Raw genomic sequence first — 25,695 nt, 5'->3', positions numbered from 1 at the left:
GCCCCTCAAGGACACGCTTCGCGTGGCTAGATCACCAGGTTCACCAGCCGGCCCGGGACGACGATCACCTTGCGGGGCTCACCGCCGTTCAGCAGCGCCGCGATCTTCTCCTCCGCCAGCGCGGCCGACTGCACCGCGTCCTTGCCGGCGTCGGCCGCCACCGTGATGCGCGCGCGCACCTTGCCGTTGACCTGGATCGGGTACTCGACGGTGTCGTCCACCAAGTACTGCTCGTCGGCCACCGGGAACGGCCCGTGCACCAGCGAGTCCGCGTGGCCCAGCCGGTGCCACAACTCCTCGGCGACATGCGGGCACAGCGGCGCCAGCATCAGCACCAGTGGTTCGACCAGTTCGCGCGGCGTGCCGTCCGCCGAGCCGTACACCTTCGTCAGGTGGTTGTTCAGCTCGATCAGCTTCGCGCCCGCGGTGTTGAACCGCATCTCCGCGTAGTCCTCGCGGACCCCGGCGATCGTCTTGTGCAACTGCTTGCGGTCTTCGGCTGACGCCTCGGCCTGCGACACCCGCGGCTCGCCGGTCTGCTCGTCGACCACCAGACGCCACGTCCGCTGCAGGAACCTGTGCGAGCCGACGACGTCCTTGGTGGCCCACGGGCGGGAGTCGGCCAGCGGGCCCATCGACATCTCGTAGAACCGGAAGGTGTCGGCCCCGTAGTCCACCGCCATCTGGTCGGGCGTGACCACGTTCTTCAGGCTCTTGCCCATCTTCCCGTATTCCTGCTTGACCTCTTCGCCGTGGAAGAAGAACTTTCCGTCCTTCTCCTCGACTTCCTCGGCGGACACGTAGAAGCCGCGCGCGTCGGTGTATGCGAACGCCTGGATATAGCCCTGGTTGAACAGCCGGCGGTACGGCTCCTCGGACGAGACGTGCCCCAGGTCGAACAGAACCTTCTGCCAGAACCGCGAATACAGCAGGTGCAGCACCGCGTGCTCGACGCCGCCGACGTACAGGTCGACCCCACCCGGGTCGCCGACGCCGTGCTCCGCCGGGCGCGGGCCCAGCCAGTACTTCTCGTTCTCCGGGTCGACGAACCGCTCGGAGTTCGACGGGTCCACGTAGCGCAGCTGGTACCAGCACGAGCCGGCCCAGTTGGGCATCGTGTTGGTGTCGCGGCGGTACTTCTTCGGCCCGTCACCCAGATCCAGCGTGGTCTCGACCCACTCGGCCGCACGCGACAGCGGCGGCGACGGCTCGGCGTTCGCGTCGTCCGGGTCGAACGTCCTGGGCGAGTAGTCGTCCACCTCAGGCAGCTCGACCGGCAGCATGCGCTCGGGAATCGCGTGCGCGACACCGTCCTCGTCGTAGACGATGGGGAACGGCTCGCCCCAGTACCGCTGCCGTGAGAACAGCCAGTCGCGCAGCTTGTACTGCACTGTGCCTTCGCCGTGGCCGTGCTCCGCCAGCCACTCGATGATCGTCTTCTTCGCCTCGACGACGTCCAGACCATCCAGGCTGAGTCCATTTTCTTGGCCAGAGTTCACCACCGGGCCCTCACCGGTGAACGCCTCGCCGTCGAAACCCTCGCTGGGCTGGACCGTGCGGACGACCTCCAGGTGGAACTTCGCCGCGAAGTCCCAGTCGCGCTGGTCCTGCCCGGGCACCGCCATGATCGCGCCGGTGCCGTAGCCCATCAGCACGTAGTCGGCGATGAAGACCGGGATCTCCTTGCCGTTGACCGGGTTCACCGCGTACGAGCCGGTGAACACGCCGGTCTTGTCCTTGCTCTCCTGCCGGTCCAGTTCGGACTTGCGGGACGCCGCCACGCGGTAGGCCTCGACCGCCTCGGCCGGGGTCGCCGCGCCACCGGTCCACGTCTCGTCCACAGTGGACGGCCATGCGGCGGTGGTCAGCTTGTCCACCAGCGGGTGTTCCGGTGCCAGCACCATGTACGTCGCGCCGAACAGGGTGTCCGGGCGGGTGGTGAAGACCTCGATCTTCTCGGTGCCGGCGGCGAACCGGACGCGGGCGCCGTGCGACCGGCCGATCCAGTTGCGCTGCATCGCCTTGACCTTGTCCGGCCACTCCAGCCGGTCCAGGTCGTCGACCAGCCGGTCGGCGTAGGCGGTGATCCGCATCATCCACTGGCGCAGATTCCGGCGGAACACCGGGAAGTTCCCGCGCTCACTGCGCCCGTCGGCGGTGACCTCTTCGTTGGACAGCACCGTGCCCAGCCCGGGACACCAGTTGACCGGCGCCTCGGAGATGTAGGCCAGCCGGTAGGTGTCCAGGATCTCGACCTGCTCCTTGCGCGTCAGCTCGCACCAGCCGCGCCCGTCCGGCGTGCGGCGCTTGTCCTGCGCGAACTCCGTCTCCAGATCGGCGATCGGACGGGCCTTGCCCAGCTTCTCGTCGTAGTAGGAGTTGTAGATCTGCACGAAGATCCACTGGGTCCACTTGTAGTACCCCGGGTCGATCGTCGAGATCCGGCGCCGCTCGTCGTGGCCCAGCCCCAGCCTGCGGATCTGGCGCAGGTAGGTCTCGATGTTCTCCTCGGTCGTCTTGCGCGGGTGCTGCCCCGTCTGCACGGCGTACTGCTCGGCGGGCAGGCCGAACGCGTCGAAGCCCATGGTGTGCAGCACGTTCCGCCCGATCATCCGGTGATAGCGGGCGAACACGTCGGTGGCGATGAAGCCCAGCGGGTGGCCGACGTGCAGGCCGGCGCCCGAGGGGTACGGGAACATGTCCTGGACGAAGAGCTTGTCCGAGGGGATGTCGTCCGCGGCGAGCGGGCCGACCGGGTTCGGCGCGTCGTACGTGCCGTGGTCGGCCCAGTAGTTCTGCCAGCGCAGCTCGACCCGCCCGGCCAGGGCCGCGTTGTAGCGGTGGCCAGGGGTCTCCTCGGTTGCCTCACTCACACACCAATGGTAGGCCGACGGTCCAACCGGTTAGCCGCCCGTATCCTTGCCGGGTGTTCGCCATCGCGCTGATTCCCATCGTGCTCGGTCTCGTGGTCGCCTGGGGCGGTCTGCTCGGCTGGCGCGAGAAGCTTTCCGACCGTGGCGCGGGGGTGCGCACGGACGCGACCCTGCGGTCGGCCGACGCCTTCCGGCTCGGCAACAAGGTCGCCGGGCTGCCGACGATCGTGGCCGGGTTCATCGGGGTCTTCGCGGGCGTCGCCGGACTGGTCCTGCCCACGACGGCGGGCATCATCACCGTGACCGTCATCGGCCTGGCCGGCATGTTCGCGCTCGTCGTCGCCGGCGGGGTGCTCGGGCACCGGGCCGCGCTCGCCGTTCCCGAGCCCGCGCCGTCCGGATGCGACGGATGCGCCTGTGGGACCTGTGTGCTGCAGAAAGCTTAGTTTCGCTGTAGGTCGCCGGGGTGGGTGGCCAGCAGGGCGGTCGGTACCCCTTGCCGGCGCAGCACCTGGCCCCACAGATCCCGGTCGGGCGTCGCGAGGACATCGCTGGGCAGTGCCGGCACGATGATCCAGTCGTTGCGCTCGATCTCACCGGCGAGCTGCCCGGCGTCCCAGCCCGCGTAGCCGGCGAACACCCGCAGCCCGCGCACCTTCGGCACCAGCAGATCCGGGTCCGCGTCGAGGTCGACCAGCGCGACCGTGCCGCGTACGCCGATCAGCCCGGGCACGGCCGACGCCGTCTCCCCGGCCCGGAGCGCCGCGAGGCACAGGGCTGTCTTCTTCTCCACCGGACCGCCGACGAACACCGACTGCGGCTCGACCACATGCCGGCCCCAGCTGGGCAGCACGTCGTCCACCGGCACCTCGCTCGGCCGGTTGAGCACGACACCGAGCGTGCCCTCGTCCCGGTGGTCGATGATGAAGACGACCGTCCGGCGGAAGTTGGGATCGAACATCGTTGGGGCAGCAACCAGGAGTGAGCCCGGTTCAACCTCGGCGTCCGCTGGCACGCCAGCCATGATCTCACCCCCCGCGCGGAGGATTCGCGCGGAGCGGGAACAACACGCCGCGCGAGCCCGTTGGAGTGGGTGGCCGACGCACTCCGTGTCCCCCGGGCTCACTTGAGAACAGCCTTTGTGGAATACCGTCCGGCAGGAGCCACACTGCGCAACGCCGCCGAGAGGCGACCAAGTGCGTCGGCTCTTTTTCTTTCTCGCTGGGATCTTTGCCCAGCGACGTATGCTGTCGTGTTGTGACAGCGGTGCCGGGTCTGAAGCAGCAGGTCGGGGCTCGCGCGTTTCTGGCGATACCGAACTTCCGGCGGCTGCTGTTCACGCGGTTCGCGGCGCAGTGGTCCGACGGCATGTTCCGGGCCGGGCTCGCCGGTGCCGTGCTGTTCAACCCCGAGCGCGGCGCCAACCCGTTGACCATCGCCGGTGGTTTCGCCGTCCTCCTCCTGCCGTACTCGCTGATCGGCCCGTTCGCGGGCGCGCTGCTCGACCGATGGGACCGGCGCCGCGTACTCGTGTGGGCGAGCCTGTTGCGCGGGCTGGCGGTGCTGATCGCGTCCGCCGCCGTCGGGCTGGGCGTGGCCGGCACCGGGCTGTTCGTGATCGCGCTGCTCGTCGAAGGCATCTCGCGGTTCGTCGGCTCGGGCATGTCCGCGGCGCTGCCGCACGTCGTACCCCGGCCGGCACTGGTGACCGCGAACGCGCTGTCCGCGACGCTCGGCGCGATGATCGCCGTCGTCGGTGGCGCCTGCGCGATCGGGCTGCGCTCGGCGTTCGGCGCGGACAACGTGGGCTCGGCGTGGACGACCTCGTTCGCGGTGCTCGGCGCGATCCTCGCGGCGATCATCGCCGCCCGGTTCACCCGCGGCAGCCTGGGCCCCGACTCGGTCGACGAACCCGACGACGCGGTCGTCGCCGTCGCGCGTGGTCTCGCCGACGGCGGCCGGGCCGCGCTCGCCGCGCCGACCGTCACCGCCGGTTTCATCGCACTGTTCGCGCATCGCGCGTCGTACGGGATCTCGCTGCTGCTGACCGTGCTGCTGCTGCGGTTCTCCTTCCACGACATCGGGTTGCTGAAGGCGGGCCTGCCGGGGCTCGGCCAGCTGGCGGTGATGGCGGCCGCGGGCATCCTGCTCGCCGGGTTCAGCACGCCACGGCTGGTCGACCGGTTCGGGCGGCACCGGGTCGTGCTCAGCTCCCTGCTGCTGGCGGCCGTGAGCCAGCTCGCGCTCGGGCTGCCGATGATGCTGCCGACCGTGCTGGCCGCGGCGTTCCTGATCACCGCTGCGGGTCAGGTGCTCAAGCTGTGCGTCGACTCCGCCGTCCAGCGCGACGTCGGCGACGAGGCGCGCGGACGGGTGTTCGCCCTCTACGACACCTTGTTCAACATCACCCAGGTGCTCGCCGTGGCCGCCGCGGCGACGCTCGTGCCGCTGGACGGCCGCTCGCCCGCGCTGCTGATCGTCGCAACCGCCGTGTACCTGCTCGGCGGGGCCGGCTATCTCCTTGCCATTAGGCGCAATCCGCAAGTCCGAAGAGCGCCTCTCGCTTAAAGTGATCGTGATGGACGTGACGGTCGGACACCCGCTCGCCGTGACCTTCCGGCATGCGCGGGTCGTGGATGCCCAGCGCGCCGGCACAGTCCCGGTCGTGGACCGGCCGCCGGTGCCCGAGGACGAGATCCCGCGGGTGCTGCACTATCTGGAACGCCTGCCCGCGGTGCTCGTCGGCAGCGGGCTGGGCCCGGACATCTTCAGTGGCGGCACGGAAGCCGACGTGCCGGAGAGCTATCACACCGATGGCCTGTGGGTCTGGCACGCGTCCGTGCCGCACTACCTGCGCAAGTACGGCACCCCGCCGGAGCCCGAGCTCGTCGAGCACATCCGTGACCACGAGTTCCAGCCGCCGTATGTCGACAAGTTGCTGAGACGCACGGCGGCCGCCGATCTGCTGGGCCGGCCGCGGCCCCGTGCCGACCCACGTGACCTGGGGCCGACGAGCGGGGACGTCGCCGCCGCGCTGGAAACCCAGGTCGCGCCAGAGCTCGAAGACCCGGCGCTGCTCGTCGTGCTGGCGCAGCGGCTCGGGGAGCAGGGCGTGTGGCCGGAGGCGTACCGGATCGCCGCGCGGGCGGACCACGCGTGGTGCCTGAACACGACCGAGCACGGGTGGGAAGTCGCGTGGCACGAGAACGGCGCGCCGGTCGAGCCGCGGTACTTCGACCAGGTCCAGGACGCGGTGCAGTTCCTGCTCGGTGCGCTGCTGCTGCATCCGGCGCGGATGACCGCGGGGCAGGAGACGCCGCTGGAGACCGCGGCCGAGCTCGCCGACTGGCCGATCCAGCCGACCGAGGGCGAGCCGCCGCTGACGTTGCTGCGCAACAAGCGCCTCGTCCGGCTCGGGGCCGGCACGGTGGTGCTGCGGTTCGGCGGCGAGAGTGGGAACCTCGTGCACCATGACGAGGCCCGTTTTCCGACGACGTCACTGCCGATCGAGCGGGAACGGCAGGAACGCAAGTACCGGCTGTGCCGCCCCCTGTCGGTGGTTCTCGGGATCGCGGTGCCGTGGGCGAAACTGCCTGGCGGCGCGGTGAGTTACGTGCTGCCGAAGGCGATCGGTGAGCACGTCGCGGACGGCAGTCTGGAGCGTTTTGTCGGCTAAGTTTGACTGGGTCTTCGGGTCGGGGGGAGCAGAAGTGCGATATCGAGTCGAGCTGACGGCACAGCCGGACGGGCTTTACGGGGTGTGGCGGGGCCAGGCTTACCGAGCGGAACGGTCGACAGCCGACGGCACACTGCTGCTGTCCGCCGCGCCGGACGAGGAAGCACCCGGGGACTTCGACGACGAATGGAACTCGCGCCCGGCGAAGGTGATCGCCGCGGACCAGGTCGAAGGCACCTTCACCCTCGAAACGCACTGCCTGTTCGACGACGAGATCTTCCAGATCGCGCCCGGCCCCGACCCACGATCGCTCACCCTGCGCTGGCAGAACCAGGACGAGGCCCGGGCACGGCAGCTGGGGCTAGAGGACCTGACCGCGACGGCGACCCTCGACGAGATCTCCGCGCTGTGGCAGGAACGGCACGATTTCCCCACCGCGAGCCCGCCCGAGGCCGGTTTGGGCGAGCCGGAGGCGCTGGTCCGGTCGATCGCGCGGGCGGTGCGGGCGATCCTGCCCGACGGCTGGGAGCGCGTCGCGGCGCAGTTCCGGCAGGTCGGGGAGTACTCGGAGATGGAGATCCGGGCGGTCGGGGACGGCGCGTCGGTCTCGCTGGCCGCGCCACCGCAGCTCGGCGAGTTGTTCGCGCAGCTGCGGTCGGCGATGTACGAGCCGCAGGCCGGGACGTGGTTCAAGGGCACGCTCACGCTGGAGGCGCCATCCTCGTTCCAGTTCGACTACGACGCGACGAACGAGCCCAACTGGCGCCAGTCGCCGGCCGGCCGGCTCACCGCCCGGGTGTACGACGCGGAGCTCGCACGTTTCCCGCGTGAACGCAAGCAGGTGCCGGAGTGGCTGGCAGCGAAGGCCGGGCTGCCGCTGGACGTGACGTTCCGGCACGCGCGGCTCCCCGAGCAGCCGCAACCGTTGCCGCAGGAGGAAATCCGGCCGATCCTCGACTATCTGTACCGCGCGCCGGTGGTCGTGAGCAGGCCCGGGCGGTTGCCGGACACGGTGAAACCCGGCGGACCGCCGGACGTGCCCGACGCCTCCCACACCGATGGACTCTGGATCTGGCCCGCGGCGGTGCCGCACTACCTGCGCAAGTACGGGCTCCCACCGGAGCCGGAGCTGGTGGAGCGGATCCGCGCGAACTCCTACCGGGTGCCGTACCTGTCGTCCGAGCTGCGGGCGACGGTGGAAGCGGAGGTGCTGGGCCAGCCGCACCCGCCGGCCCCGGGCGCGCCGGAACTCGACGCGGTGACGCTGATCGACCGTGGTGGCGAACCGCCGCTGGGGCTGCGGGCTTCGGAAGTGCTGGCCGTGCTGGAGCGGCGGCTCGCCGAGTACGGGGTTCCCGCGGCGGCGTACCGGATCGGCGAGTACGCCGAGGGCGTGTGGAGCCTGCACCGGACGAAGGACAGCTGGGAGGTCAGCGGCCCGGGCGGCGGTGAGCCGGCGGCGTTCGCCCATGTCGAGGAGGCGTCGCGGTTCCTGCTGGGGTCGCTGCTGCTGTACCCGGCGCGGACACCGGAGGAGCAGTCGGTGGAGTGGCCCATCGTGCCGCTGCGCGGGGAACCGCCGCTGAACTTCTTCCGCGCCAAGCGATTGATCACGCTGTCCGCCGGGACGACGGTGGTGCGCTTCGGCAACGAGGCGGGCAACCTGGTGCACGACCCGGCGACGCGGTTCCCGGAGGCTTCGCTGGCTCCGGAACGCGAACAGCTGCGGCAGACGTACCGGCTGGTCCGGGGCCTACCGGCGTTGACCGGCGTGACCTTGCCGTGGGGTCCGATGCCGGGTGGCGCGGTGGGGTATCTGCTGCCGCACGCCATCGGACAGCACCTGGAGACGGGCGCGCTGGAGCGAGTTTAGCTTTCGCGCTCCGCCTTCGTGAGCAGGTCAATGATCTCGTCCATGCCGAGCGACATCTTGCTGAGACCGGCTTTCATCTCACCCTCAAGCCGGTCGAGGCGCTGCCCCTGCTCCACCTGCGTCTCGCGAAGTTTGTTCAGCGACGTGGTGTGTGCTCGAAACATCGCTCGGACGTCTTCAGCGAGCTGAAGAGCGCCTTGCCCCATGGTCTTGGCCATCCACGCATCGTTGCGTGCCTCCCGGGCGATCGCAATCGCCTCCGACGCGTCGGCTTCGATTTTGGTCATGCGGTGTTCCAGTTGCTCGGTCATGCGAGCACGGTAACCACCCCGAAAACGCCTCCTGACCTGCGGACGCGTCATATCGCGGCGACTCGGTACCGCCCGTTTTACCGCGGCATCCAGAGGGTCACGCGGGTCCCGCTCCCGGGGCTCGACTCGACGAGCGCCCGGCCACCGGCCTCGGCCAGCCGGGCCGTGATGGACTCGCTGATCCCGAAGCCCGCGGGCCGGTGTGCCTCGTCGAAACCCGTGCCGTGGTCCCGGATCACCACCGAGATCCCGCCGTCCTGTTCGTCGACGCGCATCACGACCTGGTCGGTGCCCGCGTGCTTCAACGTGTTGCGCATGGCCTCGCGGGCGGCGTCGCGGATGGCCAGCTGGCGTACTTCCGACAGCGTCTCCTCGTCGAGTTCCGCCATCACCAGCTGCGCCCGCAACCCTTCGCGGGCCATCTCCGCCGCCAGCGCGCTGAGCTTCTCGCCCAGCGGCCGCGACTCCTCCTCAGCCGATTCGCGTTGCGCCTTCTCGATCATCTGCCGGACTTCCATCGCCTGCGCGCGAGCGATCCCGCGCAACTCGCCCAGCTGTCGCGCCGGATCGCCCGGCCGGGGCAGCGCCATCAGCTCCAGCGTCTGCAACACGGAATCGTGCAGCGCGCGATGTTGCCACGCCCGCTCGGCCAGCCGGCCGTTCCTGATCCCGTACGCCAGCGCGAGCCGGGTGCCGAGGCCGAGGAGGACCAGCGCGCCGGTCGCGGTCAGCACCACGCCGAGCATCGTGCCGAGGTCGGTGAAGCCTTGTTTCACGTTGAACACGCCCGTGTTGAGCCACCACGCGACCATCCGTAACGGGATGCTCAGCACCAGCAGCCCCGCGCCGTACTGGATCCCGAGCGCGAGGGTCAGCAACGCGATCGCGCCGAGCAGTTCCTTGCCGGGCACCTGCATAGCCGTGTCGAACGACGAAGCCGGCACCGCCGCGGCGACGACCAGATACACGACCAGTGTGAACACCACATCCAGCGCCAGCAGCCGGGCCGCGTTGCCGTTGTGGAACGGCGCCGTCCGGAACAGCCAGCGCAGGCCGGCCACATTGAGCGCGACGCACAGCACCGCCACCACGATCACCACTGGCGCGCCGCCGCCACCCTCAGCGGCGAACGCGGCCAGCGCGCCGATCACCGCGACGATCCGGTAGACCAGCGGCACCATCGCGACGTATCTCGTCGCGCGCAGCAACAGGTTGTCCTGCACGGTGGTGTCGACCGGACCCGCCATCCGGCGCATTCGCCCGAGCGCGCTGGCGGGCGCCGGGTCGGCGATCCGGTCGTCGAGATCGCTGGTCGCGGTCGCCATCGCGGGCGCGCCCCGGCGCAGCAGTGTCAGCAGGAACCCGGCACGACGTTGGAAGGTCACGCCCCTGAAGTCCCCGGAACCCGCGCAGAAGTTACGGAATCCCGTTCTCCCGGGCCCACCGCTGGAGTTCGGCCACCGCCTCGTCGTGGGAAAGGGGACCGCGGTCGAGCCGGAGTTCCTTGAGAAAACGCCACGCCTGCCCGACGAGCGGGCCCGGCGGCAGGCCGAGCAGCTTCATGATCTCGTTGCCGTCGAGGTCCGGCCGGACCCGCGCGAGATCCTCTTCTTCCGCGAGCCGGGCGATGCGCTCCTCCAGCTCGTCGTACGTGCGCTGCAGCGCGGCGACCTTGCGCTTGTTGCGGGTCGTCGAGTCCGCCCGGACCAGCTTGTGCAACTGCAGCAGCAGGGGGCCCGCGTCCGTGACGTAACGGCGCACGGCCGAGTCGGTCCACTCGCCCCGGCCGTAGCCGTGGAAGCGCAGGTGCAGGAACACCAGCTGACAGACGTCGTCCATGATCTGCTTCGAATACTTCAAGGCGCGCAACCGTTTGCGCACCATCTTCGCGCCGACCACCTCGTGGTGGTGGAAGCTGACGCCGCCGCCCTCCTCGAACCGGCGGGTCGCCGGCTTGCCGATGTCGTGCAGCAGCGCCGCCAGGCGCAGCACCAGATCCGGGCCGTCCTGCTCGAGCGCGATCGCCTGCTCCAGCACGGTGAGGGAGTGCTCGTAGACGTCCTTGTGCTGGTGGTGCTCGTCGATCGCCAGCCGCATCCCGGGCAGTTCGGGCAGCACGTGCTCGGCGAGACCGGTGTCCACCATCAGTTCGAGCCCGCGGCGCGGATACTCGCCCAGCAGCAACTTCGACAGCTCAGCCTGCACCCGCTCGGCGGTGATGCGCTCGATCTCGCCCGACATCGCGGTCATCGCCTCGACCACGCGCGGCGCGGGCTCGAAACCCAGCTGCGACACGAACCGGGTGGCCCGCAGCATGCGCAACGGGTCGTCGCCGAAGGACTCCTGCGGCGTGGCCGGCGTGTCCAGCACCCGCCGCGCCAGCGCGTCCATCCCGTTGTGCGGGTCGACGAATTCCTTCGTCGACAACTCGATCGCCATCGCGTTGACCGTGAAGTCGCGTCGCAGCAGGTCGCCCTCGATGGTGTCGCCGAAGGTCACCTCAGGGTTGCGGCTCACGCCGTCGTAGGAGTCCGCGCGGAAAGTCGTGATCTCCAGGGTCGACCCGCGCTTGGTCACACCGACCGTGCCGAAGTCGATGCCGGTGTCCCACACCCCGTCCGCCCAGCCGCGCACGATCTCGAGGATCCGCGCCGGCCGCGCGTCGGTGGTGAAGTCGAGGTCGGCCGACAGCCGGCCGAGCAAGGCGTCACGGACGCTGCCGCCGACGAGGTACAACCGATGGCCGGCCGCGGCGAACAGCCCGGCCAGCTCATCGGCCAGTGGCGAGAGCCGCATCAGCTCGATCACCGCATTCCGCTTGGCAGCGAGTTCGTTCACTGGGACACAACCACCTGCAAGGTCCACTGTTGCCGGACGAGACACGAGAAGCCAGCCTACCCATCGACCGAAAGTGAGGGCGCAACTACGCGTTCGCGACCGGTGAGCACCCGTTACGACTAGCATCGCAGCATGTCTGGATCGGCCGGTCGCTCCGGTGGCGGCAAGTCACGGCGCAGGTCGCGACGCCGCCGCGGAAGGAAGATGACCACGGTCGACGAGACGTCCGCCGGCGGGTTGGTGGTCGACGCGGACCGGCTGCGGGCAGTGCTCATCGGCCGCCTCGACCGACACGGGAAGCTCCTGTGGTCACTGCCCAAAGGCCATATCGAAGACGGTGAGACCCTGCCGGAGACAGCGCTGCGCGAAGTCAAGGAGGAGACCGGGATTTCGGCGCGAGTGCTGTCACCGCTCGGCACGATCGACTACTGGTTCGTGGCCGAGCGACGGCGGGTGCACAAGACGGTGCATCATTTCCTGCTGGAAGCCGTCGGTGGCGAGCTTTCCGACGAAGACGTCGAAGTCACCGAGGTGGCCTGGGTGCCCATCGTGGACCTGGAAACCAGGCTCGCCTACACCGACGAGCGCGCCCTGGTGCGGAAGGCCCTCGAACTGTTCGCGGGTGAAGAGCCGGCGACCGAAGGAGTCGGAGAGTGAAGCGGTTCGCCGCCAGCCTGTTGGTGGCAGCGTCGGTCGCCATCTTGACCATGCTGGCGCCGCTCGGCGCGGCCGCGCAGCCGATCACGGACACGCCGAGGCTGCGGCTGGACGTCACCCAGCTGAACCCGCGGACCGTGACGTCCACCTCGACCACGCTCAACATCAGCGGCACCGTGACGAACATCGGCGACCGCCGGATCAGCGAGCTGCAGGCACGCCTGGAGCTCGGCGAGAAGCTCGGCCCCGAGCGTCAGGTGCGCTCGATGATGTCGGGCGCCGCGGTGACGGCCGTGTCGAGTACGAAGTTCCTCGATCTCGACCCGGGCACGCTCGAGCCGGGGCAGAGCGCTCAGCTCACCATCACCGTGCGTCTCGACGGGACCGCGGGCGGCCTCCGGCTGCCCAGCGCGGGTGTGTATCCGTTGCTGGTCAACGTGAACGGCACCCCGGCCTACGGCGGTCAGGCCCGGCTCGCGTCGATGAGCCTGCTGCTGCCCGTCCTCGGCGCGCCCGGCAAGCCCGCTGCGCAGGCGCCGGGCCAGCCCGCGAAGGTCACCATGCTGTGGCCCATCGCGGACACCCGGCCGCGGATCGTCGCCGCCCCGTTCAACGGCAAGGTCGTGCTCGGTGACGACGCGCTGGCCGCTGAGCTGCGGCCCGGCGGGCGCCTCGACGCGCTCGTGTCGTCCGCGCTGGCGGTGCGCGACGATGCCCAGCTCAGCAGGTCGATCTGCTACGCCATCGACCCCGACCTGCTCGACACCGTGGACGCGATGAGCCGCGGCTACGACATCCGGACCGATACGGGCAACGTCCCCGGCGGCGGTGCCGACGCCGCGAAGGCGTGGCTCGCGTCGCTGCGGCAGCTCGTCGCGAACCAGTGCGTGATCCAGCTGCCGTACGCCGACGCCGACCTGTCCGCGCTCGCCGGCGTCCGCGGCGGGGACCTGATGACCTACGCGCTCAACACGGCGCAGCGCGTTCAGCAGCTCAGCGGCGCCCAGCCGCTGCCCGGCGTGCTCTGGGCGGCGGGCCCGCTCGACTCGGCCGCGTTGAACTCCTTGCAGGCCAACGGAATCAAGACGCTCATCGCGAATCCCTCGGACCTGTCCGGCGGCGGTGCGGGCGACGTGACCGTCAACGGCACAGCCCTGCGCGCGCAGCCGGTCGACTCGCTGGTGTCGACCGGTCTCACCGGTGCGTCCGGCCGGTCCGAGTCGGGCGCCTCGACGCCGCCGGACGATCCGGCCGTGGGCACCCAGAACGGGCTGGCCGCGCTCACCTACCGCGGATTGACCGGCGGTGGCGACTCGGTGCTCGTCGCGCCGCCGCGCCGGTGGTCGGTCCCCGAGACCGAACTGAACCAGTTGCTGCAGGCAGTCGGTGACCTGATCGACCGCAAGTTCCTGACCGCGGCCCCGCTGTCGCAAGTGTTGAACACGACCGGGTCCGGCCACGCGTCGATGAACTACACCGCCGAGGACGTCGCCTCGGCCACCCCCGCGTCCGTCACCGATTCGATGGACTCGGTCGAGTCGACGATGGCGGACCTGCGCGGTGCGATGGCCGTCGACCCGGCCGCCCAGGTGGACCCCGACCAGCTGCTCATCCCGCTGCGCTACGGGCTCGTCCGCAACTGCTCGACCGCCTGGCAGGGCAGCTCCGACGCGGCCGAGGTCTCCGCGAACGACGCCCGCACCCAGCTGCACGCCCTGCTCGGCCAGGTCACGGTGGACACCCCGGCCGTGCCGATCTCGCTGGCCTCGGGCTCGGCGCCGCTGCCGGTGTTCCTCAACAACATGCTGCCGGTGCAGGTCGCGGTGCGGATCACCCTCAACAACAGCAACGGCCTGCGCACGGGCGACATCGGAGACCAGTGGCTGCCCGCCGGGCTCGGCGCGAACCGCAAGATCACCATTCCGGCGGAGGCGCTGCGCGCCGGCCGGTTCAGCATCACCGTCGCGCTGAGCACCCCCGGCGGCACCCAGCTCGGCAACCCGGCCCGGTTCGAGCTGCGGTCCAACCAGTACGGCGTGGTGACCCTGGTGCTGACGATCGCCGGCGGGGTCGCGCTGGTCCTGCTCTCCGGCCGGCAGATCTATCGCCGGATCAGGGCCCGCCAGCCAAGGTGATTACCCTGGAGTGACCGAGACGACCGCCGAAGATGGGGCACGCGTTGGACAGAGAGCCGGGGTGGCCACCCGAGCGTCCCGCCGATCGCGTCACTCGGCGACCGCCACCTGAGCGCACGCCGCCGCCGGAACAGCCCACGCGGCGGGTACCGCCACCGAACGGGCGCCGTCGCCAGGTGCCGCCGCGCGGGCAGCAGGGCCAGCCCCCACCCGTCCGGCAGCAGCCACCACCACAGCCGCCGCCCCATCGCCAGCCACCGCCGCCGCGCCGCCCGCCGGTCCGGCCGTGGCGCCAGGAGCGGGAGCAGCAGGACAGCATGCCGTTCGGCGCGCCACCGCTGCAGCCGAACGACCCCGACGCGACGATGCTCATCCCGCGCGTCGGCGGGGTGCCGACCAGCTCCAAGTGGCCGGTCGCGGACCCGGACTCGATGCGTCCGTACGACACGCTGGCCACCCGGATGCTGCCGCGGCTGCCGAGCCCGTCCTCGAGTTCCTCGTTCGGCGAGGGCCCCGGTCTCGACGCGACCGGCTACCTGCCGAAGGTCGAGGCACCGGCTCCCGCGCCGTCGCTGGTCAAGTCCAGCAGCCGGATCGCGGTCGCGTCGCTGATCAGCCGCATCACCGGCTTCTTCTGGAAGATCATGCTGGTGTGGGCGGTCGGCACCGGCATCGTCAACGACTCGTTCAACATCGCGAACACGCTGCCCAACATCGTGTTCGAGCTGCTGCTCGGCGGCGTGCTGAGCAGTGTCGTGGTACCGCTGCTGGTGCGCTCGCAGGACGATCCCGACGGCGGTGAGGCGTACACGCAGCGGATGCTGACCGTCGCATGCGTGCTGTTGCTGTTCGGCACGATCATCGCGGTCTTCGCCGCGCCCGCGTTCACGTCGCTGTACCTCGACGGCGGCTCCGGCCAGGCGAGTCCCGAGCTCACCACGGCGTTCGCGCGGCTGCTGCTGCCGGAGATCTTCTTCTACGGCATATTCGCGCTGCTCTCAGCGGTGCTCAACGCGAAACAGATCTTCGCGCCCGCCGCCTGGGCGCCGGTGGTCAACAACCTCGTGGTGATCGTGACGCTGGCGCTGTTCATGGTGCTGCCGGGGGAGATCAGCACGAACCCCGTGCGCCTGGGCGACACGAAACTGCTCGTGCTCGGCATCGGCGTGACGCTGGGCATCGTGGTGCAGGCCGTGATGCTGGTGCCGCCGCTGCTGCGCACCGGGTTCCGGTTCAAGTGGCGCTGGGGCATCGACCGCCGGATGAAGGAGTTCGGCGGGCTGGCGCTCTGGATCCTCGGCTACGTCGGGGTCAGCCAGATCGGCTTCACCATCAACACCCGAGTGCTGACCAGCGGTGACGCGGGTGGTGTGACCATTTACTCCAACGCCTGGCTGCTGTTCCAGCTGCCCTACGGCGTCATCGGGGTGTCGCTGCTGACCGCGATCATGCCGCGGCTGAGCCGGAACGCCGCCGACGGCGACACCCGCAAGGTCGTCGCCGACCTGTCGTACGCCTCGCGGATCTCGACGGTGATGCTCGTGCCGATCGCCGCGGTGATGAGCGTGATCGGCTCCTCGATCGGTATCGCGCTGTTCAGCGGCGGCCAGAACTCGGCCGAGAACGCGGCCCGGCTCGGCGAGGCGCTCGCCATCTCGGCGTTCGGCCTGCTGCCGTACGCGTTGGTCATGTTGCAGCTGCGGGTGTTCTACGCGATGAAGGACGCGCGCACGCCGACGCTGATCATGATCGTGATGACGGTCGTCAAGATCCCGCTGCTGTATCTGTGCCAGGCGACGTTGTCGGATCAGAACATCGTGCTGGGCGCGATGATGGTCAACTCGCTGACGTTCGTGGTGGGCGCGATCATGGGCCAGGTGTGGCTGTGGGTGAGCCTCGGCAACCTGCGCAGCAAGCGGGTGCTCGGCGTCATCCTGTTCACCCTCGTGGCGAGTGCCCTCGGGGTACTCGCGGCCGTGCTCGTCGGGGCGATCGTGCCGGACTTCGGGCCGCGGATCACCGCCTGGATCAAGGTGATCCTGCAGGGGCTCGTCGGGCTCGGTGTGTCGTTCGGGGTACTCGCGGCGCTGAAGGTCGAAGAGCTGGCGCCGGCGACGAAACGGTTCACCCGGTTGATCAAGCGCCGGTAACGATCGACACACGGATAAGACTGAATCACCCGTCGTACTCGCGTACGCTCGGTTGTTAGGTGCGCGAAAGAGAGAGCGTGGGGTGAACGAGAAGCGGAGCGAGCAGGTCGGGGTCCGGTCGCGGGGAGGATCTCTCGCGCCCGGAAGTGTCGTCGGCGATGGCAGGTACCGGCTCCTTGCCCAGTTCGGCATCGACGAACGCGCGGGCGCCCATCTCTGGCGTGCGCGCGACGGTCAGCTGCGCCGTGATGTCGCGCTGACCATGCTGGTCGGTGACCCGGCGGATGCCGAGTCCGCCCGTGCGGCGCGGCGCACCCTCGAACGCGCGGCCCACGCCGCGAAGTTCAGCCACGACGGCGTCGCCCGCGTGCTGGACGTGCTCAGCCTCGGCAGCGGCATCACCTCCGGCGAAGGTTTGCTGGGTGTCGTGGTCACGGAGTGGACCAAGGGCACCGACCTCATCGACCTGGTGGCCGAGCATCCCGTCGCCCCGCTCACCGCGGCGCGGATGGTGCAGCGGCTGGCCGAAGCGGTCGAGCGCGCGCACCACTCGGGTCTCGTGCTCGGTCTGGACCACCCGCAGCGCCTGCGCCTCACCGCGGACGGCACGCTGCGGCTGGCCTTCCCGGGCCCGCTGCCCGACGCGACGCTGCGCGACGACGTCAAGGCGATCGGCGCGGTGCTGTACCTGCTGCTGACCGGCCGATGGGCGCTGCCCGGCGGTCCGGCGGCGATCCCGGCCGCGCCACACGCCCCGAACGGGCGGCTGGTCCCGCCCCGCTCGCTGGTGCCTTCGGTGCCGGCCGAGCTGTCCTCGCTCGCCGTCCGCACGATCGAAGACGGCGGCCACGGCGGAATCCGCACCAGCGCGGCGATCCTGCAGGCGCTCGGGCTCGCGGCCGAGGCCGAGGAACGGACCCAGCTGATCAACGCCGCCGGCGTGAAGCCCGATGACGACGGCACGGTCTGGACCACGAAGAAACCGATCAAGGACAGGGCCCGCCGGCGCAAGCTGGCACTCGGCGTGACCGTGCTGGTCGTCGCCGCGGTCGGCATCCTGGCCTGGCTCGGCATGATGGCGATCAGCTTCTTCCAGGACAACCCGAACAGCAGCGGTCCGGCGATCAACGTCGCGCAGCCGACCGCCACCGCGGCGCCGCCGAACACGCAGGCAGCCCCGCCGCCCGTCAACAACAACCCGCCGCCGCCCGGTCCGGCGCAGCCCGGCGCGCCCGTCAAGCCGAGCAGCGCCGCCGTGTACAACCCCGACGGGGACGGGGACAACACGAGCCGGGCGAAGAACCTGATCGACGGTGACCCGGGCACGACCTGGCGCACGGACCAGTACAACCAGCAGTTCCCGACGATCAAGCAGGGCGTCGGCATCGTCGCGAGCTTCGACGACCCGGTCAACCTGAGCAAGGTGACGATCGCGGGCGGCAGCCCGGGCACGGTGGTCGAGCTGCGGTCGGCCGACTCCAAGAACCCGGACCTGAACTCGACCCACGTGCTGGGTTCGGCCACGCTGAACGGCCCGTCGACCGACATCACCCTGCCGCAACCCCAGCAGGGTCAGTACTTCATCATCTGGATCACCCAGCTGACGAGCACCGGCGGCAAGTACCAGTCCCAGATCGGCGAATTGACGTTCCTGCCCGCCCAGTAGTGTGTCGCGGGTGACCGCAGCCGTACCGACGGACGCCCAGCTCATCGCGGCCCATGCCGCTGGGGATGGTTCCGCGTTCAGTGAGCTGGTGCGGCGGCATCGGGATCGGATGTGGGCCGTCGCGCTGCGCACACTGCGTGACCCCGAAGAGGCGGCCGACGCATTGCAGGACGCCTTCATCTCCGCGTTCCGGGCCGCCGGCAACTTCCGTGCCGAATCGCAGGTGACCACGTGGCTGCACCGGATCGTGGTGAACGCCTGCCTCGACCGGGTGCGCCGCAGACAGGCCCGCCCGACCGTGCCGCTGCCGGAGACCGGGTTCAACGAGCCGGCCACCCCGCGCGACTCGATGGCCGACCGGGAGACGCGGCTGGTCATCCAGTCCGCGCTCGACCAGTTGCCGGAGGACCAGCGGGCGCCGATCGTGCTGGTCGACGTCGAGGGATACTCGGTCAGCGAGACCGCGAAGCTGCTCGGAATCGCCGAAGGAACAGTGAAGAGCCGGTGTGCCCGAGGTCGCGCGAAGCTCGCGAAGGTTCTTGGTCATCTGCGGAACCCGGATGCGATTGCGAACGTCCAAACTTCCGAAAGCAAACGCCGAGGGGAGGCCCGATGAACGGCGTGGCCGGGAAATCCCGGGCCGATCGGGTGCAGGCACGGGAGGGACGATGACGGACGAACGCAGGGGAATCGAGGCCGCCGGCCCGCCCTGGTCTGTCGACCTGCTCGCTGATCTGCACGCGGGTGTGCTGGACGAACGCGAAGCGGCGCAGCTGTGGCCGCGGGTCCAGTCCGACCCCGAGGCGCGCGCGATCATCGAAGCACTCGAGGCGACCACCGCCGACCTGGCGAGCCTGGCCACAGCGCCGGCCCCGCCGATGCCCGCCGAGGTCGCCGCCCGGATCGACGCTGCCCTCGCGGCCGAGGCCCAGGGCGTCGCGCCGGTCGTGGATCTGGCCGCGGCCCGCCGCAGGCGGAACCAGCGGATCGGTTGGATCAGCGGGGTGGTGGCCGTCGCCGCGGCCGCGGTGGCGGCGATCGCCATCGTCGTGCCCGGTTCATCGGACCAGACCGGTACGCCGGTCGCCGAACCGCCGGCGAGCAGCCAGTCCGGTGGTTCCGAGCTGGCGCTGCGCAGCGACCAGCCGCAGGCCGCGGTCGGCCAGCTGTCCACCGGGGTCAAGGACTACGGCCCGTTCGGCGACGCGCAGCGGCTGAGCACGTGCCTGCAGCAGGTCGGCTTCGCGCCGGCGGTGTCACCGATCGGGGTGCGCCCGGGCACGCTGGACGGGCAGCCGGCCGTGTTCGTGCTGCTCACGACGGGCAAGCTGGCGGAGTTCCGGTTGGTCGCGCTGGCCCCGGACTGCGGTCCGAAACCCCTGCTCGACCGCGTTGTCGGCAAATAGTCTTTCCTGACGGGACGCACGTCACAGCACCGGGAACACTGGACCTTACGATCGTGTTGAGCCTGTACGCAGGTCACGACGAGCGGAGGTCACGGGTGACAGCGGAAAACGTTCGGAACCTCATCATCGTGGGATCCGGACCGGCCGGGTACACGGCGGCGGTCTACGCGGCGCGCGCCCAGCTCGAGCCTCTGGTGTTCGAGGGTTCGCAGTTCGGTGGCGCGCTGATGACGACCACCGAGGTGGAGAACTACCCCGGGTTCCGGGACGGCATTCAGGGTCCCGAGCTGATGGACGAGATGCGCAAGCAGGCCGAGCGCTTCGGTGCCGAGCTGCGCTCGGAAGACGTCGAAGAGGTCGAGCTGACCGGTGAGACCAAGTACGTGACGGCGAACGGCGTCCGGTACGCGGCGAAGGCCGTGGTGCTGGCGATGGGTGCTGCCGCGCGGTATCTCCACGTGCCGGGTGAGCAGGAGCTCCTCGGCCGCGGGGTGTCGGCCTGTGCCACCTGTGACGGATTCTTCTTCCGCGAGCAGGACATCGCCGTCATCGGCGGTGGCGACTCGGCCATGGAGGAGGCGACGTTCCTCACCAAGTTCGCGAAGTCGGTGACGATCATCCACCGGCGCGAGGAGTTCCGCGCCTCGAAGATCATGCTGGAACGTGCCCGCGCGAACGACAAGATCCGCTGGGCGCTGAACAAGCAGGTCGTCGAGGTGCAGGGTGACGGCAAGGTGTCCGGCGTCAAGCTGCGTGACACCGTCACCGGCGAGGAGTCGATCCTGGATGTGACCGGTTTCTTCGTCGCCATCGGCCACGACCCGCGCAGCTCGCTGGTGAAGGGCCAGGTCGACCTGGACGAAGACGGCTACGTGCAGACCAAGGGCCGGTCGTCGTACACGAACCTCGACGGGGTGTTCGCGGCCGGTGACCTCGTCGACCGCACCTACCGCCAGGCGATCACCGCCGCCGGCTCGGGCTGCAGTGCGGCCATCGACGCCGAGCGCTGGCTCGCCGAACACGCCGAAGTCGAAGCCGCCGAAATCGCGCCGGAACTGGTCGGCGGCGGCTACGCCCCGGCCAACTGACCACCCGATCTCGCATCCCACAGTTGAAGGAGAAACCATGTCCGACACCGTGAAGGTGACCGACAAGTCGTTCGTAGACGACGTGCTGACCAGCGAGACCCCGGTCCTGGTCGACTTCTGGGCGACCTGGTGCGGCCCTTGTAAGATGGTCGCCCCGGTGCTGGAGGAGATCGCCACCCAGCACAAGGACAAGATCAAGATCGCCAAGCTCGACGTCGACGAGAACCCGGGCACGGCGCGTGACTACCAGGTCATGTCGATCCCGACGCTGATCCTGTTCCAGGGCGGCAAGCCGGTGAAGCAGATTGTCGGCGCCAAGCCCAAGGCCGCGCTGCTCTCGGACCTGTCCGACGTTCTGGCCTGATCGCAAGGCAACCTGAACCCGGGGGTTTGCGTCTTTCAAAGACGCCCCCCGGGTTTTTTGCTGCCCTCGACAGGGGCGAGTGACGCACCCCCCGGCCCTGCGAGATCACGGAGAGTCCACAGGGCAGAATAAGAGACCGGGCCAGCTGCCCGAAACTGTTTGCGCCGCACCGGATTCCTTTCGCCGGTGCCCAACGAAAAAGAGGAGTGCATGCGGGTACTCCGCCGCGGTGACGCCGGTGAAGACGTCGCTGAGATCCGGTCGATGCTGCTGTCGTTAGGCCTGCTCAAGACGCCCGGCGAAGCGAATGGTCACACGTCGTTCGACCAGGAGGTCGAGCGTGCCGTGCGTGGCTTCCAGCAGCGCCGGGGCCTGATGACCGATGGCGTGGTCGGGCCCGCCACGTACCAGGTGCTCCGAGGTGCGACGTATCACCTGGGCAGCCGCCCGCTCGCGTATCTGATTTCCGCACCGGTGCACGGTGACGATGTGTTCGCACTGCAGGACCGGCTCACCGAACTGGGGTACGACGCCGGTCGCCCGGACGGGTTGTTCGGCGGCCGCACCGAGAAGGCGCTGCGGAACTTCCAGCGTGACTACGGGCTGACCGTGGATGGCATCTGCGGCCCGGCGACCGTGCGCGCGCTGCGCCAGCTGTCTCCGCGTGCCCGCGGCGGGCGGCCTGTTTTCCTGCGGGAGCAGGAGCAGGTGCGGCAGGCCGGACCGCGGCTGCGGGGCAAGCGCATCGTGATCGACCCGGGGCACGGCGATGCCGACACCGGGGTCGACGTGGAGGGCGTCCGCGAGGCCGAGGTGGCCTGGGACCTGGCGCGCCGGCTCGAAGGCCGGATGAAGGCGACCGGGATGGAGGCGCTGATTTCGCGCGGCCCGGACAACGGCCCGACCGAGGCCCAGCGGGCGGCGTTCGCCAACGAGGCGGGCGCGGACCTGTTCCTGTCGCTGCACTGCGACGTTAACCAGTCGCCGCACGCGCAGGGTGTCGCGACGTTCCATTTCGGCAACGGGTACGGCACGACGTCGACCGTCGGCGAGCTGCTGGCGGGCTTCATCCAGCGCGAGCTCGCGGCGCGGACGGGCCTGCTGGACTGCCGGACGCATGCCAAGACGTGGGAGATCCTGCGGCTGACCAGGTGCCCGGCGGTCCGGATCGAGATCGGCTACCTGAGCAACCCGAACGACCGGGCGCGGATGTCGGACCCGGCGTTCCGTGACGTGGTGGCCGAAGGCATCCTCGTCGCCGTCAAGCGCCTGTACCTGCTGGGCGAGGGCGACCAGCCGACCGGCACCTTCACGTTCGCCGACGTCCTGGCCCACGAACTGGCGAAAGCGGAGTAACTCACGGCGGCGGCACCAGCACGGCGATCACCACCGCTATAAGCGTTGATCGTTGTTCAACAGTGGTCGGCGCCATGAAGGAACGGGCGGGAAACGCTCAAATAGCCCAACCCACACCCACAGCTGTGGATAAGTCGACACATCTGTCCACAGAGCTGTGGACAGCTAGGCGCGCAGCGTGCTCGGTTCCGCCGTTTGGATGGTCACCTGACCGAGGAGGCGCTCCAGCGCGGCTTCGACGTCTTCCTTCCAGGAGATCGCCGAGCGGAGTTCCAGCCGCAGGCGCGGCCACTTGGGATGCGGGCGGACCGTCTTGAACCCGACCGCACTCAGGAAGTCCGCCGGGACGACGCAGGTATGACCCATCGCCTCGCTCACCGCATCGTCCGGCTCCGCGTCGCCGAACGCTTCGATCGCGCGCACGCCGCGACGCGTCAGGTCCTTCGCCACCGCCTGGACCAGCGTCCGGCCCAACCCGCCGCCGCGGAACTCCGGCAGCACATGGAAACCGGTCAGCAACACGGCATCGGCACTGGGCGGCGACGTCGGGAACGCGTTCGCTCGCGGCACCGCGTTCGGCGGGGCGTACAGCACGAAGCCGACCGGCAGGTCGTCGCTGAAGATCAACCGCCCGCACGAGCCCCACTCCAGCAGCACGTTGGAGACCCAGGCTTCCTTCTCCACCTCGGTCGAGCCGTACTCCTCGGCCTGCGTCCGCAGGTGCGGCGCCAGCTCCCAGTACACGCACCGGCGGCAGTGCTTGGGTAGCTGCTCCAGGTTGTCCAGCGTGACGCCCACGACGCGACGCGACACCCGACCTCCCAGCATGCTTCGTGACCGGCCGGCGGGCGCAGCGGACCGCTGCAGCGTGCTCGGCCGCCTCTGAGGATAGGCGTATGTGACACAGGTCGAAAGGCAGCGAAGGTCACAAGGACGGGTGGTTACACTCGACGAACTGCCCCCCGACACGCTTGCGAAGTGCTATGACTGCCTCCACACCCGACAGATCCGGCCGCCACAACCTCGATCCGCACCTCGACCGGTACGCCGCGCGCACCAGCGGGATGACGGCATCGGAGATCCGGGCGCTGTTCGCGGTGGCGAGCAGGCCAGAGGTCGTTTCACTGGCGGGCGGCATGCCGAACCTCGCCGCGCTGCCGCTGGACAGCCTGTCCGCCCAGATCGGCGAGCTGATCGCCGAGGACGGACTCGTAGCACTCCAGTACGGCTCCGCGCACGGCATCCCGGTACTCCGGGAGCAGATCTGCGAGATCATGGCCCTGGAAGGCATCTCAGCCCACCCTGACGACGTCGTCGTGACGGTCGGCTCCCAGATGGGCCTCGACATGGTCACCCGCCTGTTCTGCGACCCGGGCGACATCGTGCTCGCCGAGGGACCGTCGTACGTCGGCGCGCTCGGGTCGTTCGCCGCCTATCAGGCACAGGTCGTGCACGTCGCGATGGACGACGACGGGCTCATGCCGGAGGCGCTGCGCGAGGCGCTCGCCCAGGCCGAGAAGGCCGGCAAACGGGTCAAGTTCCTGTACACGATCCCGAACTTCCACAACCCCGCCGGCGTCACGCTGGCGGTCGAGCGCCGCGCCGAGATCCTGGCGATCTGCCGGACGCACGGGGTGCTCGTGGTCGAGGACAACCCGTACGGCCTGCTGGGCTTCGACGGGCAGATCTACCCGGCGCTGCGCTCGCTCGACCCGGACAACGTCGTGTACCTCGGCTCGTTCTCGAAGACGTTCGCCTCCGGCCTGCGGGTCGGCTGGGTGCTGGCGCCGCACGCGGTGCGCGAGAAGCTGGTGCTGGCGGCCGAGTCCGCGACGCTGTGCCCGCCCTCGCTCAACCAGATGATCGTGTCGCGGTACCTCGCCACGCACGACTGGATGGGCCAGATCAAGACCTTCCGCGAGAACTACCGGACGCGCCGCGACGCGATCCTCGGCGCGCTCGAGCAGCACATGCCGGCCGGCTGCAGCTGGACCACGCCCGACGGCGGGTTCTACGTCTGGGTCACCGTGCCCGAAGGCGTGGACACCAAGGCGATGCTGCCCCGCGCGGTCACCGCCCGCGTCGCGTACGCCTCGGGCACCGGCTTCTACGCCGACGGTTTCGGCAGCAGGCAGATGCGGTTGTCCTACTGTTATCCGACGCCCGAGCGGATCCGCGAGGGGGTGCGCCGGCTCGCCGGGGTGCTCGAATCGGAAATGGATCTGGTCCGCACCTTCGGAAACGTCAGCATGAAGCCGATCGCCGGGCCGGAGAATCCGTCCCCGGACACGGCCTAAGTCCACTTTAGACAGTCAAAGGGGTACCGCGTGGCTCTGCCCACCGTCGCAGTTCTCGCTGGCGGGCTTTCGCACGAACGAGACGTCTCCCTGCGTTCCGGCCGGCGGTTGTCCGCCGCGTTGCGCGGCCAGGGGCTGACCGTCGAGGAGTGGGACACGGACGCGGGGCTGCTGAGCCGGCTCCGCACCGACCGTCCCGACGCGGCGGTGATCGCGTTGCACGGCGGCGAGGGGGAGAACGGCTCGGTCCAGACCATCCTCGAGATGCTGAAGGTGCCGTATGTCGGCACGAGCGCGCAGGGTTGCCGGCGTGCGTGGGACAAGCCGACCGCCAAGGCGCTGATCGCGGACGCCGGCATCTCGACGCCCGACTGGGTCGTACTGCCCAACAGCACCTTCCGCGAGCTCGGCGCGCAGGAGGTGCTGGACGCGATCGTCGAGGACCTGGGACTGCCGCTGATCCTGAAGCCGGACCAGGGCGGCTCGGCGCTCGGCACCCAGGTGGTCCGGGACGCCGCCGAACTGCCCGCCGCGATGGTCGGCTGCTTCGCCTACGGCGACACCGTGCTCGCCGAGCAACTCATCGACGGCACCGAGATCGCGATCGGGGTCGTCGAGCGCGAGGGCGGTCCGCAGGCACTGCCGGCCGTCGAGATCGTGCCGGAGAGCGGGGTCTACAACTACACCGCTCGCTACACCGCCGGGCTGACCGACTTCTTCTCGCCGGCGCGGCTGTCCGAAGACATGGCCAAGTCGGTGGGCGAGCTCGCCGTCTCCGCGCACCGGTTGCTCGGCATGCGTGACATCTCGCGGACCGACGCGATCATCGCGCCGGACGGGACGGTCCAGTTCCTCGAAGTGAACTCCTCGCCGGGACTCACCGAGACCTCGACCGTGCCGATGGCGATGGAGGCCGCCGGCACGAACCTCGGTGAGGTCTTCGCCGAACTCGTCACCCGCGCCATCGCGCGGGGCTGACCCCCGGGAAACTCCACGGCCCCCTTC

Annotated in this window: 21 protein-coding genes; 15 read left to right on the top strand and 6 right to left on the bottom strand. The window is 69.8% G+C overall.

From position 1 onward, the window contains the following. Positions 1–26 precede the first annotated feature (26 nt). The gene (leuS, locus tag LOZ83_RS11125) at positions 27–2,873 is read right to left on the bottom strand and encodes a leucine--tRNA ligase (RefSeq protein WP_236790354.1); all 2,847 of its coding nucleotides are present in this window, start codon (positions 2,871–2,873) and stop codon (positions 27–29) included. A gap of 53 nt (positions 2,874–2,926) precedes the next feature. Between leuS and LOZ83_RS11120 the strand changes: the two genes are divergently transcribed. After that, positions 2,927–3,319 carry an SdpI family protein gene (locus LOZ83_RS11120; RefSeq protein ID WP_236790352.1) on the top strand — a complete coding sequence of 131 codons (393 nt, stop codon included), beginning with the start codon at positions 2,927–2,929 and terminating at the stop codon, positions 3,317–3,319. Here LOZ83_RS11120 and LOZ83_RS11115 read toward each other — a convergent pair. Next, complete coding sequence (locus LOZ83_RS11115; protein ID WP_236790351.1) at positions 3,316–3,897, bottom strand: YqgE/AlgH family protein; 582 nt, start codon at positions 3,895–3,897, stop codon at positions 3,316–3,318. The genes LOZ83_RS11120 and LOZ83_RS11115 overlap by 4 nt on opposite strands. 233 nt (positions 3,898–4,130) lie before the next feature. Here LOZ83_RS11115 and LOZ83_RS11110 point away from each other — a divergent pair, with 233 nt between their 5' ends. The 3 genes from LOZ83_RS11110 to LOZ83_RS11100 are packed head-to-tail and all read left to right on the top strand — an operon-like array spanning position 4,131 to position 8,422. After that, positions 4,131–5,441, top strand: a complete 1,311-nt coding sequence (locus tag LOZ83_RS11110) for an MFS transporter (protein ID WP_236790349.1) — start codon at positions 4,131–4,133, stop codon at positions 5,439–5,441. A 10-nt stretch (positions 5,442–5,451) separates the two neighbouring features. Next, complete coding sequence (locus LOZ83_RS11105) at positions 5,452–6,549, top strand: TNT domain-containing protein (RefSeq protein WP_236790348.1); 1,098 nt, start codon at positions 5,452–5,454, stop codon at positions 6,547–6,549. Positions 6,550–6,583: 34 nt separating this feature from the next. Beyond that, positions 6,584–8,422, top strand: coding sequence for a TNT domain-containing protein (locus tag LOZ83_RS11100; RefSeq protein ID WP_236790347.1), 1,839 nt, complete (start codon positions 6,584–6,586; stop codon positions 8,420–8,422). On the opposite strand, the gene LOZ83_RS11095 is transcribed toward LOZ83_RS11100, so the two are convergent. The 3 genes from LOZ83_RS11095 to LOZ83_RS11085 form a co-directional block, all read right to left on the bottom strand. Then, positions 8,419–8,733 carry a hypothetical protein gene (locus tag LOZ83_RS11095; RefSeq protein WP_236790346.1) on the bottom strand — a complete coding sequence of 105 codons (315 nt, stop codon included), beginning with the start codon at positions 8,731–8,733 and terminating at the stop codon, positions 8,419–8,421. The genes LOZ83_RS11100 and LOZ83_RS11095 overlap by 4 nt on opposite strands. 77 nt (positions 8,734–8,810) lie before the next feature. Then, complete coding sequence (locus LOZ83_RS11090; protein ID WP_236790768.1) at positions 8,811–10,058, bottom strand: sensor histidine kinase; 1,248 nt, start codon at positions 10,056–10,058, stop codon at positions 8,811–8,813. Between the two features lie 91 nt (positions 10,059–10,149). Further along, complete coding sequence (locus tag LOZ83_RS11085; RefSeq protein WP_308190205.1) at positions 10,150–11,571, bottom strand: CCA tRNA nucleotidyltransferase; 1,422 nt, start codon at positions 11,569–11,571, stop codon at positions 10,150–10,152. A gap of 132 nt (positions 11,572–11,703) precedes the next feature. On the opposite strand from LOZ83_RS11085, the gene LOZ83_RS11080 reads away from it, so the two are divergent. The 9 genes from LOZ83_RS11080 to LOZ83_RS11040 all read left to right on the top strand — a co-directional run bounded on the left by LOZ83_RS11080 (position 11,704) and on the right by LOZ83_RS11040 (position 22,393). Further along, complete coding sequence (locus tag LOZ83_RS11080) at positions 11,704–12,228, top strand: NUDIX hydrolase (RefSeq protein WP_236790345.1); 525 nt, start codon at positions 11,704–11,706, stop codon at positions 12,226–12,228. Continuing rightward, positions 12,225–14,363, top strand: coding sequence for a DUF6049 family protein (locus LOZ83_RS11075; protein ID WP_236790344.1), 2,139 nt, complete (start codon positions 12,225–12,227; stop codon positions 14,361–14,363). Before LOZ83_RS11080 ends, LOZ83_RS11075 begins: the two co-directional genes overlap by 4 nt. Before the next feature lie 317 nt (positions 14,364–14,680). Further along, the gene (gene murJ, locus LOZ83_RS11070; RefSeq protein WP_236790766.1) at positions 14,681–16,513 is read left to right on the top strand and encodes a murein biosynthesis integral membrane protein MurJ; all 1,833 of its coding nucleotides are present in this window, start codon (positions 14,681–14,683) and stop codon (positions 16,511–16,513) included. An 82-nt stretch (positions 16,514–16,595) separates the two neighbouring features. After that, the gene (locus tag LOZ83_RS11065; RefSeq protein WP_236790342.1) at positions 16,596–18,179 is read left to right on the top strand and encodes a protein kinase family protein; all 1,584 of its coding nucleotides are present in this window, start codon (positions 16,596–16,598) and stop codon (positions 18,177–18,179) included. 10 nt (positions 18,180–18,189) lie between these two features. Then, positions 18,190–18,795 carry an RNA polymerase sigma factor SigM gene (gene sigM / locus LOZ83_RS11060; RefSeq protein WP_236790340.1) on the top strand — a complete coding sequence of 202 codons (606 nt, stop codon included), beginning with the start codon at positions 18,190–18,192 and terminating at the stop codon, positions 18,793–18,795. 52 nt (positions 18,796–18,847) lie between these two features. Then, a complete protein-coding gene (locus LOZ83_RS11055; protein WP_236790339.1) occupies positions 18,848–19,585 on the top strand; it encodes a hypothetical protein in 738 nt (245 codons plus the stop codon). A 95-nt stretch (positions 19,586–19,680) separates the two neighbouring features. After that, positions 19,681–20,673, top strand: a complete 993-nt coding sequence (gene trxB / locus LOZ83_RS11050) for a thioredoxin-disulfide reductase (RefSeq protein ID WP_236790338.1) — start codon at positions 19,681–19,683, stop codon at positions 20,671–20,673. Between the two features lie 37 nt (positions 20,674–20,710). Continuing rightward, positions 20,711–21,037, top strand: coding sequence for a thioredoxin (gene trxA / locus LOZ83_RS11045; RefSeq protein ID WP_236790337.1), 327 nt, complete (start codon positions 20,711–20,713; stop codon positions 21,035–21,037). Positions 21,038–21,247: 210 nt separating this feature from the next. After that, positions 21,248–22,393, top strand: coding sequence for an N-acetylmuramoyl-L-alanine amidase (locus LOZ83_RS11040; protein ID WP_236790336.1), 1,146 nt, complete (start codon positions 21,248–21,250; stop codon positions 22,391–22,393). Between the two features lie 165 nt (positions 22,394–22,558). Here the strand turns inward: LOZ83_RS11040 and LOZ83_RS11035 are convergent, their stop codons facing one another. Beyond that, positions 22,559–23,206 (bottom strand): GNAT family N-acetyltransferase, encoded by a 648-nt coding sequence (locus LOZ83_RS11035; protein ID WP_236790335.1) that lies wholly within the window; start codon positions 23,204–23,206, stop codon positions 22,559–22,561. A gap of 170 nt (positions 23,207–23,376) precedes the next feature. On the opposite strand from LOZ83_RS11035, the gene LOZ83_RS11030 reads away from it, so the two are divergent. Both LOZ83_RS11030 and LOZ83_RS11025 read left to right on the top strand, forming a co-directional pair. Next, positions 23,377–24,690, top strand: coding sequence for a PLP-dependent aminotransferase family protein (locus LOZ83_RS11030; RefSeq protein ID WP_236790333.1), 1,314 nt, complete (start codon positions 23,377–23,379; stop codon positions 24,688–24,690). Between the two features lie 30 nt (positions 24,691–24,720). Continuing rightward, entirely contained in the window at positions 24,721–25,668 is a 948-nt protein-coding gene (locus LOZ83_RS11025; protein ID WP_236790332.1) for a D-alanine--D-alanine ligase, read from the top strand. The last annotated feature ends 27 nt before the right edge of the window (positions 25,669–25,695 follow it).

This window comes from Amycolatopsis sp. GM8 (assembly GCF_021653975.1).
In the GTDB taxonomy this organism is placed as follows: domain Bacteria; phylum Actinomycetota; class Actinomycetes; order Mycobacteriales; family Pseudonocardiaceae; genus Amycolatopsis_E.
Note: the sequence above shows the minus strand (reverse complement) of the source record. Positions and strands in the feature narration are given on the sequence as shown.

Excerpts from the sequence above, each read along its gene's own strand:
- LOZ83_RS11055 (WP_236790339.1), top strand. The coding sequence starts at position 18,848 with ATGACGGACGAACGCAGGGGAATCGAGGCCGCCGGCCCGCCCTGGTCT.
- LOZ83_RS11090 (WP_236790768.1), bottom strand. The coding sequence starts at position 10,058 with ATGGCGACCGCGACCAGCGATCTCGACGACCGGATCGCCGACCCGGCG.
- LOZ83_RS11040 (WP_236790336.1), top strand. The coding sequence starts at position 21,248 with ATGCGGGTACTCCGCCGCGGTGACGCCGGTGAAGACGTCGCTGAGATC.
- murJ (WP_236790766.1), top strand. The coding sequence starts at position 14,681 with ATGCCGTTCGGCGCGCCACCGCTGCAGCCGAACGACCCCGACGCGACG.
- LOZ83_RS11105 (WP_236790348.1), top strand. The coding sequence starts at position 5,452 with ATGGACGTGACGGTCGGACACCCGCTCGCCGTGACCTTCCGGCATGCG.
- LOZ83_RS11095 (WP_236790346.1), bottom strand. The coding sequence starts at position 8,733 with ATGACCGAGCAACTGGAACACCGCATGACCAAAATCGAAGCCGACGCG.
- LOZ83_RS11030 (WP_236790333.1), top strand. The coding sequence starts at position 23,377 with ATGACTGCCTCCACACCCGACAGATCCGGCCGCCACAACCTCGATCCG.
- LOZ83_RS11115 (WP_236790351.1), bottom strand. The coding sequence starts at position 3,897 with ATGGCTGGCGTGCCAGCGGACGCCGAGGTTGAACCGGGCTCACTCCTG.
- LOZ83_RS11080 (WP_236790345.1), top strand. The coding sequence starts at position 11,704 with ATGTCTGGATCGGCCGGTCGCTCCGGTGGCGGCAAGTCACGGCGCAGG.
- trxA (WP_236790337.1), top strand. The coding sequence starts at position 20,711 with ATGTCCGACACCGTGAAGGTGACCGACAAGTCGTTCGTAGACGACGTG.